Here is a 13,589-nt window from a genome sequence, read left to right as displayed (position 1 = left end):
AATATAAAAATAATATCCCCGTTTTCTACAAGGCTGGGGAACAGTGAAAACTGTACAACAATTAGGTTGCGACAAATAAAGGTTTCTCAAGAAAGAAACCTTTTGTCTAGGAATCAAAAAAATATGTGTGGAATTGTAGGTGCTGTTGCACAACGTGATATTGCAGAAATTCTGTTAGAAGGTCTTCGTCGTCTTGAATATCGTGGTTATGACTCAGCGGGTATGGCTGTAGTTGATCACGAAGGTCATTTGCAACGCTTACGTGAAGTCGGCAAAGTGCAAATGTTAGCGGAAGAAGCGGAGAAAAACCCAGTATCGGGTGGAACGGGGATTGCACATACCCGTTGGGCGACTCATGGTATTCCAAGTGAACGTAATGCTCACCCACATACCTCTGGTTATATTGCTGTTGTTCATAACGGCATTATTGAAAACTATTTAGAACTGAAAGATGAACTGAAAAAACTCGGTTATGTCTTTAGTTCAGAAACTGACACTGAAGTGATTGCCCATCTTGTTCACCATGAACAACAAAAGGGGGGCTCGCTGGTGGAAGTGGTTCAACGTGTTATCCCACAATTACGCGGTGCTTATGGTACGGTAATTATGGATAGTCGTATTCCTGAATTATTAGTTGCCGCACGTTCTGGTAGCCCATTGGTTATTGGTTTAGGTGTGGGTGAAAACTTCTTAGCATCAGACCAATTAGCATTGTTGCCTGTGACTCGTCGCTTTATTTACCTTGAAGAAGGGGATGTTGCCGAAGTCACTCGTCGTACTGTTCGTATTTTTGATAAAAATGGTGAAGCTATTGATCGCGAGCAAATTGAATCAAACGTTCAATATGATGCGGGCGATAAAGGCGTTTACCGTCATTACATGCAAAAAGAGATTTATGAACAGCCGATGGCGATTAAAAACACCCTTGAAGGGCGTTTTAGCAAAGACAATGGTATCGATTTAAGCGAATTAGGCCCTCGTGCGAGTGAAATTTTATCTCAAGTTGAACATATCCAAATCGTAGCTTGCGGAACATCTTACAATGCTGGCATGGTGGCTCGTTATTGGTTTGAGTCTTTGGCCGGTATTCCCTGTGATGTGGAAATTGCTTCTGAGTATCGTTATCGCAACCCTGCACACCGTAAAAACAGTTTAATGATAACACTGTCTCAATCAGGTGAAACCGCAGATACACTCGCAGCCCTGCGTTTATCTAAAGAATTAGGCTATTTGACCTCTTTAGCAGTGTGTAACGTTGCGGGCTCTTCACTGGTACGTGAATCTGAATTTGCCCTGATGACCAAAGCAGGGGCTGAAATTGGTGTGGCATCCACTAAAGCGTTTACTACTCAGCTAACTGTCTTACTGATGCTAGTGGCGTATATGGGCCGCTTGAAAGGCGCCAACCCTGAGCTCGAAGAAAACATTTCTCACGCTCTACACGCATTGCCTGCGCGTATTGAAAGCATGTTATCGCAAGATAAAGTTATCGAAGCATTAGCAGAAGATTTCTCAGATAAACACCACGCGTTGTTCTTAGGCCGCGGTGATCAGTTCCCTATTGCCGTTGAAGGGGCATTGAAATTAAAAGAAATTTCATATATTCACGCGGAAGCGTATGCCGCTGGTGAATTAAAGCACGGCCCATTAGCGTTAATTGATGCTGACATGCCTGTTATCATCGTTGCACCTAACAATGAATTGTTAGAAAAACTGAAATCAAACATCGAGGAAGTTCGTGCGCGTGGTGGTTTGCTGTATGTATTTGCTGACCATGATGCGGGCTTTGAAGCCAGTGAAAATATGAAAATTGTTTCGCTGCCTCATGTTGAAGAGCTCATCGCACCTATTTTCTACACCGTTCCTCTGCAACTGTTGTCTTATCACGTTGCATTGATTAAAGGTACAGACGTAGACCAACCCCGTAACTTGGCGAAGTCGGTGACAGTTGAGTAATCAATAAATTGATTAATAAAGGGCTTGTGGGCGGACAATAAAGTCTTAAACTGAACAAAATAGATCTAAACTATGACAATAAAGTCTTAAACTAGACAGAATAGTTGTAAACTGAAATCAGTCCAGTTATGCTGTGAAAAAGCATACTGGACTTTTGTTATGGCTAAAGCAAACTCTTCATTTTCTGAAGTGCAAATTGCCCGTCGTATTAAAGAGGGGCGTGGCCAAGGGCATGGTAAAGACTATATTCCATGGCTAACAGTACAAGAAGTTCCTTCTTCAGGTCGTTCCCACCGTATTTATTCTCATAAGACGGGACGAGTCCATCATTTGCTATCTGACTTAGAGCTTGCTGTTTTTCTCAGTCTTGAGTGGGAGAGCAGCGTGCTAGATATACGCGAGCAGTTCCCCTTATTACCTAGTGATACCAGGCAGATTGCAATAGATAGTGGTATTAAGCATCCTGTTATTCGTGGTGTAGATCAGGTTATGTCTACTGATTTTTTAGTGGACTGCAAAGATGGTCCTTTTGAGCAGTTTGCTATTCAAGTCAAACCTGCAGCAGCCTTACAAGACGAGCGTACCTTAGAAAAACTAGAACTAGAGCGTCGCTATTGGCAGCAAAAGCAAATTCCTTGGTTCATTTTTACTGATAAAGAAATAAATCCCGTAGTAAAAGAAAATATTGAATGGCTTTATTCAGTGAAAACAGAAGAAGTTTCTGCGGAGCTTTTAGCACAACTATCCCCATTGGCCCATATCCTGCAAGAAAAAGGAGATGAAAACATTATCAATGTCTGTAAGCAGGTTGATATTGCTTATGATTTGGAGTTAGGCAAAACATTGAGTGAGATACGAGCCTTAACCGCAAATGGTTTTATTAAGTTCAATATTTATAAGTCTTTCAGGGCAAATAAGTGTGCAGATCTCTGTATTAGCCAAGTAGTGAATATGGAGGAGTTGCGCTATGTGGCAAATTAATGAGGTTGTGCTATTTGATAATGATCCGTATCGCATTTTGGCTATAGAGGATGGCCAAGTTGTCTGGATGCAAATAAGCGCTGATAAAGGAGTTCCACAAGCTAGGGCTGAGTTGTTGCTAATGCAGTATTTAGATGAAGGCCGCTTAGTTAGAACTGATGACCCTTATGTACATCTTGATTTAGAAGAGCCGTCTGTAGATTCTGTCAGCTTCCAGAAGCGCGAGGAGGATTATCGAAAAATTCTTCCTATTATTAATAGTAAGGATCGTTTCGACCCTAAAGTCAGAAGCGAACTCGTTGAGCATGTGGTCCAAGAACATAAGGTTACTAAGGCTACAGTTTATAAGTTGTTACGCCGTTACTGGCAGCGTGGTCAAACGCCTAATGCATTAATTCCTGACTACAAAAACAGCGGTGCACCAGGGGAAAGACGTTCAGCGACAGGAACAGCAAAGATTGGCCGAGCCAGAGAATATGGTAAGGGTGAAGGAACCAAGGTAACGCCCGAGATTGAACGCCTTTTTAGGTTGACCATAGAAAAGCACCTGTTAAATCAAAAAGGTACAAAGACCACCGTTGCCTATAGACGATTTGTGGACTTGTTTGCTCAGTATTTTCCTCGCATTCCCCAAGAGGATTACCCAACACTACGTCAGTTTCGTTATTTTTATGATCGAGAATACCCTAAAGCTCAGCGCTTAAAGTCTAGAGTTAAAGCAGGGGTATATAAAAAAGACGTACGACCCTTAAGTAGTACAGCCACTTCTCAGGCGTTAGGCCCTGGGAGTCGTTATGAGATTGATGCCACGATTGCTGATATTTATTTAGTGGATCATCATGATCGCCAAAAAATCATAGGAAGACCAACGCTTTACATTGTGATTGATGTGTTTAGTCGGATGATCACGGGCTTTTATATCGGCTTTGAAAATCCGTCTTATGTGGTGGCGATGCAGGCTTTTGTAAATGCTTGCTCTGACAAAACGGCCATTTGTGCCCAGCATGATATTGAGATTAGTAGCTCAGACTGGCCGTGTGTAGGTTTGCCAGATGTGTTGCTAGCGGACCGTGGCGAATTAATGAGTCATCAGGTCGAAGCCTTAGTTTCTAGTTTTAATGTGCGAGTGGAAAGTGCTCCACCTAGACGTGGCGATGCTAAAGGCATAGTGGAAAGCACTTTTAGAACACTACAAGCCGAGTTTAAGTCCTTTGCACCTGGCATTGTAGAGGGCAGTCGGATCAAAAGCCATGGTGAAACAGACTATAGGTTAGATGCATCTCTGTCGGTATTTGAGTTCACACAAATTATTTTGCGTACGATCTTATTCAGAAATAACCATCTGGTGATGGATAAATACGATCGAGATGCTGATTTTCCTACAGATTTACCGTCTATTCCTGTCCAGCTATGGCAATGGGGTATGCAGCATCGTACAGGTAGTTTAAGGGCTGTGGAGCAAGAGCAGTTGCGAGTAGCGTTACTGCCTCGCCGAAAGGTCTCTATTTCTTCATTTGGCGTTAATTTGTGGGGTTTGTATTACTCGGGGTCAGAGATTCTGCGTGAGGGTTGGTTGCAGCGGAGCACTGATATAGCTAGACCTCAACATTTAGAAGCGGCTTATGACCCAGTGCTGGTTGATACGATTTATTTGTTTCCGCAAGTTGGCAGCCGTGTATTTTGGCGCTGTAATCTGACGGAACGTAGTCGGCAGTTTAAAGGTCTCTCATTTTGGGAGGTTTGGGATATACAAGCACAAGAAAAACACAATAAAGCCAATGCGAAGCAGGATGAGTTAACTAAACGCAGGGAGCTTGAGGCGTTTATTCAGCAAACCATTCAGAAAGCGAATAAGTTAACGCCCAGTACTACTGAGCCCAAATCAACACGCATTAAGCAGATTAAAACTAATAAAAAAGAAGCCGTGACCTCGGAGCGTAAAAAACGTGCGGAGCATTTGAAGCCAAGCTCTTCAGGTGATGAGGCTAAAGTTATTCCTTTCAACGCAGTGGAAGCGGATGATCAAGAAGATTACAGCCTACCCACATACGTGCCTGAATTATTTCAGGATCCACCAGAAAAGGATGAGTCATGAGTGCTACCCGGATTCAAGCAGTTTATCGTGATACGGGGGTAGAGGCTTATCGTGATAATCCTTTTATCGAGGCCTTACCACCATTACAAGAGTCAGTGAATAGTGCTGCATCACTGAAATCCTCTTTACAGCTTACTTCCTCTGACTTGCAAAAGTCCCGTGTTATCAGAGCTCATACCATTTGTCGTATTCCAGATGACTATTTTCAGCCATTAGGTACGCATTTGCTACTAAGTGAGCGTATTTCGGTCATGATTCGAGGTGGCTACGTAGGCAGAAATCCTAAAACAGGAGATTTACAAAAGCATTTACAAAATGGTTATGAGCGTGTTCAAACGGGAGAGTTGGAGACATTTCGCTTTGAGGAGGCACGATCTACGGCACAAAGCTTATTGTTAATTGGTTGTTCTGGTAGTGGGAAGACGACCTCTCTTCATCGTATTCTAGCCACGTATCCTCAGGTGATTTACCATCGTGAACTCAATGTAGAGCAGGTGGTGTATTTGAAAATAGACTGCTCGCATAATGGTTCGCTAAAAGAAATCTGCTTGAATTTTTTCAGAGCGTTGGATCGAGCCTTGGGCTCGAACTATGAGCGTCGTTATGGCTTAAAACGTCATGGTATAGAAACCATGTTGGCTTTGATGTCGCAAATAGCCAATGCACATGCTTTAGGGTTGTTGGTTATTGATGAAATTCAGCATTTAAGCCGCTCTCGTTCGGGTGGATCTCAAGAGATGCTGAACTTTTTTGTGACGATGGTGAATATTATTGGCGTACCAGTGATGTTGATTGGTACCCCTAAAGCACGAGAGATTTTTGAGGCTGATTTGCGGTCTGCACGTAGAGGGGCAGGGTTTGGAGCTATATTCTGGGATCCTATACAACAAACGCAACGTGGAAAGCCCAATCAAGAGTGGATCGCTTTTACGGATAATCTTTGGCAATTACAGCTTTTACAACGCAAAGATGCGCTGTTATCGGATGAGGTCCGTGATGTGTGGTATGAGCTAAGCCAAGGAGTGATGGACATTGTAGTAAAACTTTTTGTACTCGCTCAGCTCCGTGCGCTAGCTTTAGGCAATGAGCGTATTACCGCTGGTTTATTGCGGCAAGTGTATCAAGATGAGTTAAAGCCTGTGCACCCCATGCTAGAGGCATTACGCTCGGGTATCCCAGAACGCATTGCTCGTTATTCTGATCTAGTCGTTCCCGAGATTGATAAACGGTTAATCCAACTTCAGCTAGATATCGCAGCGATACAAGAACAAACACCAGAAGAAAAAGCCCTTCAAGAGTTAGATACCGAAGATCAGCGTCATTTATATCTGATGCTGAAAGAGGATTACGATTCAAGCCTGTTAATTCCCACTATTAAAAAAGCGTTTAGCCAGAATCCAACGATGACAAGACAAAAGTTACTGCCTCTTGTTTTGCAGTGGTTGATGGAAGGCGAAACGGTAGTGTCAGAACTAGAAAAGCCCTCCAAGAGTAAAAAGGTTTCGGCTATAAAGGTAGTCAAGCCCAGCGACTGGGATAGCTTGCCTGATACGGATTTACGTTATATCTATTCACAACGCCAACCTGAAAAAACCATGCATGAACGGTTAAAAGGGAAAGGGGTAATAGTGGATATGGCGAGCTTATTTAAACAAGCAGGTTAGCCATGAGAAACTTTCCTGTTCCGTACTCGAATGAGCTGATTTATAGCACTATTGCACGGGCAGGCGTTTATCAAGGGATTGTTAGTCCTAAGCAGCTGTTGGATGAGGTGTATGGCAACCGCAAGGTGGTCGCTACCTTAGGTCTGCCCTCGCATTTAGGTGTGATAGCAAGACATCTACATCAAACAGGACGTTACGCTGTTCAGCAGCTTATTTATGAGCATACCTTATTCCCTTTATATGCTCCGTTTGTAGGCAAGGAGCGCCGAGACGAAGCTATTCGGTTAATGGAGTACCAAGCGCAAGGTGCGGTGCATTTAATGCTAGGAGTCGCTGCTTCTAGAGTTAAGAGCGATAACCGCTTTAGATACTGCCCTGATTGCGTTGCTCTTCAGCTAAATAGGTATGGGGAAGCCTTTTGGCAACGAGATTGGTATTTGCCCGCTTTGCCATATTGTCCAAAACACGGTGCTTTAGTCTTCTTTGATAGAGCTGTAGATGATCACCGACATCAATTTTGGGCTTTGGGTCATACTGAGCTGCTTTCAGACTACCCCAAAGACTCCCTATCTCAATTAACAGCACTAGCTGCTTATATAGCCCCTCTGTTAGATGCTCCACGAGCGCAAGAGCTTTCCCCAAGCCTTGAGCAGTGGACGCTGTTTTATCAGCGCTTAGCGCAGGATCTAGGGCTAACCAAAAGCAAGCACATTCGTCATGACTTGGTGGCGGAGAGAGTGAGGCAGACTTTTAGTGATGAGGCACTAGAGAAACTGGATTTAAAGTTGGCAGAGAACAAGGACACGTGTTGGCTGAAAAGTATATTCCGTAAGCATAGAAAAGCCTTTAGTTATTTACAGCATAGTATTGTGTGGCAAGCCTTATTGCCAAAACTAACGGTTATAGAAGCGCTACAGCAGGCAAGTGCTCTTACTGAGCACTCTATAACGACAAGACCTGTTAGCCAGTCTGTGCAACCTAACTCTGAAGATTTATCTGTTAAGCATAAAGACTGGCAGCAACTAGTGCATAAATACCAAGGAATTAAGGCGGCAAGACAGTCTTTAGAGGGTGGGGTGCTATACGCTTGGCTTTACCGACATGACAGGGATTGGCTAGTTCACTGGAATCAACAGCATCAACAAGAGCGTCTGGCACCCGCCCCTAGAGTTGATTGGAACCAAAGAGATCGAATTGCTGTACGACAACTATTAAGAATCATAAAGCGTCTAGATAGTAGCCTTGATCACCCAAGAGCGACATCGAGCTGGCTGTTAAAGCAAACTCCTAACGGAACCTCTCTTGCAAAAAATCTACAGAAACTGCCTTTGGTAGCGCTTTGCTTAAAGCGTTACTCAGAGAGTGTGGAAGATTATCAAATTAGACGGATTAGCCAAGCTTTTATTAAGCTTAAACAGGAAGATGTTGAGCTTAGGCGCTGGCGATTATTAAGAAGTGCAACGTTATCTAAAGAGCGGATAACTGAGGAAGCACAAAGATTCTTGGAAATGGTTTATGGGGAAGAGTGAGTGGTTAGGCTAGCTACATTTAATGACAATGTGCAGGTTGTACATATTGGTCATTTATTCCGTAACTCGGGTCATAAGGAGTGGCGTATTTTTGTTTGGTTTAATCCAATGCAAGAACGGAAATGGACTCGATTTACTCATTTGCCTTTATTAAGTCGAGCTAAGGTGGTTTGACCTGCTCCCCGTTGATTAGTACACCCCGATGTTAGTAATGTCTTCATAAGCCACATGAGGACATCCCCATGAAGAAGCGTTTTTCCGACGAACAGATCATCAGTATTCTCCGCGAAGCCGAAGCTGGGGTACCCGCCCGTGAACTCTGCCGCAAGCATGCCATTTCCGATGCCACGTTTTACACCTGGCGTAAGAAGTATGGCGGTATGGAGGTGCCTGAAGTTAAGCGCCTGAAGTCGCTTGAGGAAGAGAACACCAGACTCAAGAAGCTGCTTGCCGAAGCCATGCTGGATAAAGAGGCGCTTCAGGTGGCTCTTGGGCGAAAGTACTGACGACAGACCAGAAGCGGGAAGCCGTGATGTTGATGTGTGATGCGACCGGTCTGTCGCAACGTCGTGCCTGCAGGCTTACAGGTTTATCCCTGTCGACCTGCCGCTATGAGGCTCACCGTCCGGCTGCTGATGCGCATTTATCAGGGCGCATCACTGAGCTGGCACTGGAGCGCAGGCGTTTTGGCTACCGTCGTATTTGGCAGTTGCTGCGCCGTGAAGGGCTTCATGTTAATCATAAGCGCGTGTACCGGCTTTATCACCTCAGTGGCCTGGGCGTAAAACGCAGAAGACGTCGTAAAGGGCTGGCAACAGAACGTCTGCCGCTGCTCCGTCCGGCGGCGCCCAATCTGACCTGGTCGATGGATTTCGTCATGGACGCACTTTCCACCGGTCGCAGGATCAAGTGTCTTACCTGCGTCGATGATTTCACAAAGGAATGCCTGACGGTCACTGTTGCCTTTGGGATTTCAGGCGTTCAGGTCACGCGTATTCTGGACAGCATTGCACTGTTTCGAGGCTATCCGGCGACGATAAGAACTGACCAGGGGCCGGAGTTCACTTGCCGTGCACTGGATCAATGGGCCTTTGAGCATGGTGTTGAGTTGCGCTTAATCCAGCCGGGCAAGCCAACGCAGAACGGATTTATTGAGAGCTTTAACGGACGATTTCGCGATGAATGTTTGAATGAGCACTGGTTCAGCGATATCGTTCATGCCAGGAAAATTATTAATGACTGGCGGCAGGATTATAACGAATGCCGCCCGCACTCCACGCTGAATTATCAGACACCGTCTGAATTTGCAGCGGGCTGGAGAAAGGGTCGTTCTGAGAATGAAGATTCCGACGTTACTAACTGAGTGTTGTATCTAATCGTGGGGGCAGGTCATCCGTACGCAACAAGGATGGAGCGCAGAGTTCATTTATTTACGAAGCTGAAACACCATATAGCAAGACTCGTTATCACATCCCACAGTTAGAGCTAGCTCGGTCATTATTTTTAATTAACTCCTATTTCTGTCGAAGCTGTTTGAGCAGTACCGCTTTACAGCAAGAGTTCGACGTTCAGTATGAGGTTGAGCGAGATCATTTAGAGATAAGGATCTTACCCAGTTCATCGTTTCCTAAAGGGGCGTTAGAGCAGTCGGCCGTAGTGCAGCTTTTGGTTTGGTTGTTTTCGGATCAAGATGTTATGGATTCGTATGAAAGTATTTTTAGGCACTATCAACAAAATAGAGAAATTAAGAACGGCGTTGAAAGCTGGTGCTTTAGCTTTGACCCTCCGCCCATGCAGGGTTGGAAATTACATGTAAAAGGACGTTCTTCTAACGAGGATAAGGATTATTTAGTTGAGGAAATAGTAGGTTTAGAAATCAACGCTATGCTTCCTAGCACAACAGCTATTAGCCATGCCTCTTTTCAGGAAAAGGAGGCAGGTGATGGTAGTACGCAGCACATAGCGGTTTCAACAGAGTCAGTTGTTGATGATGAGCATCTACAGTTGGACGATGAGGAAACAGCCAATATAGACACAGACACACGAGTCATAGAGGCTGAGCCGACATGGATAAGTTTTAGTAGACCTAGTCGAATTGAAAAATCTCGCAGGGCAAGAAAAAGTAGCCAAACTATTTTAGAAAAAGAAGAAGCAACAACAAGTGAAAATAGTAATTTGGTTAGTACTGATGAGCCACACTTAGGTGGTGTCCTAGCAGCGGCAGATGTGGGTGGGAAGCAGGATGCAACCAATTACAACTCTATTTTTGCTAATCGATTTGCTGCTTTTGATGAGCTACTTTCAATTCTAAAAACTAAATTTGCATGTCGGGTGCTTTTTGAAGAAACCTTGGTTTTGCCAAAAGTTGGGCGTAGCCGATTACATCTGTGTAAAGATGGCTCACCAAGAGTGATTAAAGCCGTTGGGGTGCAACGTAATGGCAGTGAATTTGTATTGCTAGAGGTGGATGCATCGGATGGGGTGAAAATGCTTTCTACCAAAGTGTTGAGTGGCGTTGATAGCGAAACATGGCGGAATGATTTTGAAAAGATACGGCGTGGAGTGGTGAAGAGCTCATTGAATTGGCCAAATAGTTTGTTTGATCAATTATATGGACAAGACGGGCATAGAGGGGTGAATCATCCAAAGGGGTTGGGGGAGCTGCAAGTATCGAGAGAGGATATGGAAGGGTGGGCTGAGAGAGTGGTTAGAGAGCAATTTACGCATTAAAGGAATGACTGAAAGAGCCTGTAAACCCTTTTGTGTAAGTGCTTTTGCCGGTCAGTTAAAGGTGGCCATTTAAACGGTCACCAAATTCGATCATAAAACGGTTCATGGCCGGCTTCCAGTTGCGGATCGGCATCGTCCATTTCTTGGTCGCCGCCTGGATAGCCAGGTACACCACCTTCATCGCTGATTCGTCCGTAGGGAACACCTTGAGTTCATATTAATGGAATTTTCTACAAATAGCCTCCGTGGTTTTGAGGGGGGATTACAGACGATCCATAGTAGTAATCCAATGAGTTCTTGAGCGCGGCGACATGTTTGGACGCCTTGGCAAAAATTAGAGCCTGCTTGAAGTGCAGGCGAGCACGTGCTTGGACGATTGATCCATTCGCGGTCAAAAACTCAATCTTGGATGACAGCGTGTCAGGAAATCCAATATCGAAGTCCCGCCCCGTGTCAAAGTAGGGCATTTCATGATCAAAGGACGAAGCTTCCCAGGCCACTTCCCTAATATTCCAGCCGCTAGAAACAAGATTTCGTACGACTTCATCAACTTTTTTGCTTTCCAACTTGTCACAAAGTGCATAGGCAAGAGCTTTGGCGGCAGACACGTGCGTTTCCTCTTAAACATAGGTCGAACGGATACCCGAGGCAAAGCGGAGCATTAGTCCCAAAGCATCTCCGGTAGATCCGGAGGCTCCATACTGAAGGCATGGCATCTTGGGCATTGATATTTGAAACTTCTCTCTAGATAGCAGGGATTTCTTGGCCTTGCCTCATGCTGATAGCTTGTAAATATCACACGATCCTTAGCCCCACAAAGTGAGCATACTCCGTAGCTTTCATTTATAGAAATCGTCGTTAGATTGTCGCAGCATGTGCACGTTCCGACTATTTGCTCAGGAAGCATCGCCATACCTTGGCCTAGGTAAAGAAGATCAGACTCGTAGCCACATCGGTGGCAACTGAGCTTGTACGCAATGCCCATCTGGTTGTCTCACCTGAATCGTAACGTCAGAGCTATTCATCCATCCATTCGGCATCAATGTATGCCACTAAGCCGACCAGCTGACCGTTTGGACTGAAGTATGTTGCCTGCACCCCACTTGACATCTCATCAATACCACCGCACTGCGCTAGGCGCCGGTCCCACTTGCCCACAGAAGCGTCAGGATCGGCTGAGTTCCCCAAGACCCTTGTGAGCCATGCCTCCTTTAACTCAACCTCTCGAATGATTGCGTCGGCCAGCTCCTCCGCGTTATCTAGTTCGACATAGTCTGGAATTCGGACGTACGTTCTGAACACAGCTGGATACTTACTTGGGCGATTGTCATACATGACATCAACAATGTACCCGTTTGTGTAACCGTCTCTTGGAGGTTCGTATGACACTAGTGGTTCCCCTCAGCTTGCGACTAGATGTTGAGGCCTAACATTTTATTAGAGAGCAGGCTAGTTGCTTAGATACATGATCTTCAGGCCGTTATCTGTCAGGGCAAGCGAAAATTGGCCATTTATGACGACCAATGCCCCGCAGAAGCTCCCATCTTTGCCGCCATAGACGCCGCGCCCCCCTTTTGGGGTGTAGAACATCCTTTTGCCAGATGTGGAAAAGAAGTTCGTTGTCCCATTGTTGGCAATGACGTAGTAGCCGGCGAAAGTGCGAGACCCATTTGCGCTATATATAAGCCTACGATTTCCGTTGCGACTATTGTCGTAATTGGATGAACTATTATCGTAGTTGCTCTCAGAGTTGTCGTAATTTGATGGACTATTGTCGTAATTGCTTATGGAGTTGTCGTAGTTGCTTGGAGAAATGTCGTAGTTGGATGGGGAGTAGTCATAGGGAAGACGAGCTTCATCCACTAAAACAATTGGCAGGTCAGCAAGTGCCTGCCCCGATGCCATCGCAAGTACGAGGCTTAGAACCACCTTCAACAGATCGCGCATAGTCTTCCCCAGCTCTCTAACTCCTGAATTAAGCCGCGCCGCGAAGCGGTGTCGGCTTGAATGAATTGTTAGGCGTCATCCTGTGCTCCCGAGAACCAGTACCAGTACATCGCTGTTTCGTTCGAGACTTGAGGTCTAGTTTTATACGTGAACAGGTCAATGCCGCCGAGAGTAAAGCCACATTTTGCGTACAAATTGCAGGCAGGTACATTGTTCGTTTGTGTCTCTAATCGTATGCCAAGGAGCTGTCTGCTTAGTGCCCACTTTTTCGCAAATTCGATGAGACTGTGCGCGACTCCTTTGCCTCGGTGCGTGTGCGACACAACAATGTGTTCGATAGAGGCTAGATCGTTCCATGTTGAGTTGAGTTCAATCTTCCCGACAAGCTCTTGGTCGATGAATGCGCCATAGCAAGCAGAGTCTTCATCAGAGTCATCATCCGAGATGTAATCCTTCCGGTAGGGGCTCACACTTCTGGTAGATAGTTCAAAGCCTTGGTCGGATAGGTGCACATCGAACACTTCACGAACAATGAAATGGTTCTCAGCATCCAATGTTTCCGCCACCTGCTCAGGGATCACCGAAATCTTCATATGACGCCTAACGCCTGGCACAGCGGATCGCAAACCTGGCGCGGCTTTTGGTACAAAAGGCGTGACAGGTTTGCGAATCCGTTGCTGCCACTTG

The 13,589-nt window shown here is 45.3% G+C and carries 10 protein-coding genes and 3 pseudogenes; 8 read left to right on the top strand and 5 right to left on the bottom strand.

Annotated elements, in window-relative coordinates; genetic code table 11:
* Positions 1 to 123: 123 nt before the first annotated feature.
* From glmS to ACU696_RS02725, 8 genes and pseudogenes are all read left to right on the top strand, one after another.
* Positions 124 to 1,956 (top strand): glutamine--fructose-6-phosphate transaminase (isomerizing), encoded by a 1,833-nt coding sequence (glmS, locus tag ACU696_RS02760; RefSeq protein WP_115166305.1) that lies wholly within the window; start codon positions 124 to 126, stop codon positions 1,954 to 1,956.
* Positions 1,957 to 2,115: 159 nt separating this feature from the next.
* Positions 2,116 to 2,937, top strand: a complete 822-nt coding sequence (locus ACU696_RS02755) for a TnsA endonuclease N-terminal domain-containing protein (RefSeq protein ID WP_001029679.1) — start codon at positions 2,116 to 2,118, stop codon at positions 2,935 to 2,937.
* The gene (locus ACU696_RS02750; protein WP_000267723.1) at positions 2,924 to 5,032 is read left to right on the top strand and encodes a DDE-type integrase/transposase/recombinase; all 2,109 of its coding nucleotides are present in this window, start codon (positions 2,924 to 2,926) and stop codon (positions 5,030 to 5,032) included. Before ACU696_RS02755 ends, ACU696_RS02750 begins: the two co-directional genes overlap by 14 nt.
* Positions 5,029 to 6,696 carry an AAA family ATPase gene (locus ACU696_RS02745; protein WP_001276994.1) on the top strand — a complete coding sequence of 556 codons (1,668 nt, stop codon included), beginning with the start codon at positions 5,029 to 5,031 and terminating at the stop codon, positions 6,694 to 6,696. Before ACU696_RS02750 ends, ACU696_RS02745 begins: the two co-directional genes overlap by 4 nt.
* A 2-nt stretch (positions 6,697 to 6,698) precedes the next feature.
* Positions 6,699 to 8,225 carry a TnsD family Tn7-like transposition protein gene (locus ACU696_RS02740; RefSeq protein WP_001243518.1) on the top strand — a complete coding sequence of 509 codons (1,527 nt, stop codon included), beginning with the start codon at positions 6,699 to 6,701 and terminating at the stop codon, positions 8,223 to 8,225.
* Positions 8,226 to 8,396: pseudogene (locus tag ACU696_RS02735) on the top strand (Tn7-like element transposition protein TnsE); the annotation flags it as partial.
* A gap of 71 nt (positions 8,397 to 8,467) precedes the next feature.
* Positions 8,468 to 9,588, top strand: a protein-coding gene (locus tag ACU696_RS02730) for an IS3-like element ISSen4 family transposase (protein WP_087758690.1) whose coding sequence is annotated in 2 segments (ribosomal slippage) — positions 8,468 to 8,726 and positions 8,726 to 9,588 — 1,122 coding nt in all. Because the reading frame shifts where the segments join, the coding sequence is not laid out codon by codon here.
* 26 nt (positions 9,589 to 9,614) lie between these two features.
* Positions 9,615 to 10,955, top strand: a pseudogene (locus tag ACU696_RS02725) (Tn7-like element transposition protein TnsE); the annotation flags it as partial.
* A 55-nt stretch (positions 10,956 to 11,010) separates the two neighbouring features.
* On the opposite strand, the pseudogene ACU696_RS02720 reads toward ACU696_RS02725, so the two are convergent.
* From ACU696_RS02720 to sat2, 5 genes and pseudogenes are all read right to left on the bottom strand, one after another.
* Positions 11,011 to 11,163: pseudogene (locus ACU696_RS02720) on the bottom strand (IS256 family transposase); the annotation flags it as partial.
* Between the two features lie 22 nt (positions 11,164 to 11,185).
* Complete coding sequence (locus ACU696_RS02715) at positions 11,186 to 11,563, bottom strand: hypothetical protein (RefSeq protein WP_001271300.1); 378 nt, start codon at positions 11,561 to 11,563, stop codon at positions 11,186 to 11,188.
* Between the two features lie 409 nt (positions 11,564 to 11,972).
* Positions 11,973 to 12,113, bottom strand: a complete 141-nt coding sequence (locus ACU696_RS02710; protein ID WP_425326962.1) for a hypothetical protein — start codon at positions 12,111 to 12,113, stop codon at positions 11,973 to 11,975.
* Between the two features lie 291 nt (positions 12,114 to 12,404).
* On the bottom strand, positions 12,405 to 12,902 hold the full coding sequence (locus tag ACU696_RS02705) for a hypothetical protein (RefSeq protein WP_001444089.1): 498 nt from the start codon (positions 12,900 to 12,902) through the stop codon (positions 12,405 to 12,407).
* Between the two features lie 68 nt (positions 12,903 to 12,970).
* Positions 12,971 to 13,495 (bottom strand): streptothricin N-acetyltransferase Sat2, encoded by a 525-nt coding sequence (sat2, locus tag ACU696_RS02700; RefSeq protein ID WP_000704156.1) that lies wholly within the window; start codon positions 13,493 to 13,495, stop codon positions 12,971 to 12,973.
* Positions 13,496 to 13,589 lie beyond the last annotated feature (94 nt).

Source organism: Providencia sp. PROV_01 (genome assembly GCF_053098325.1).
This window is presented reverse-complemented; position numbering and strand designations above follow the sequence as displayed.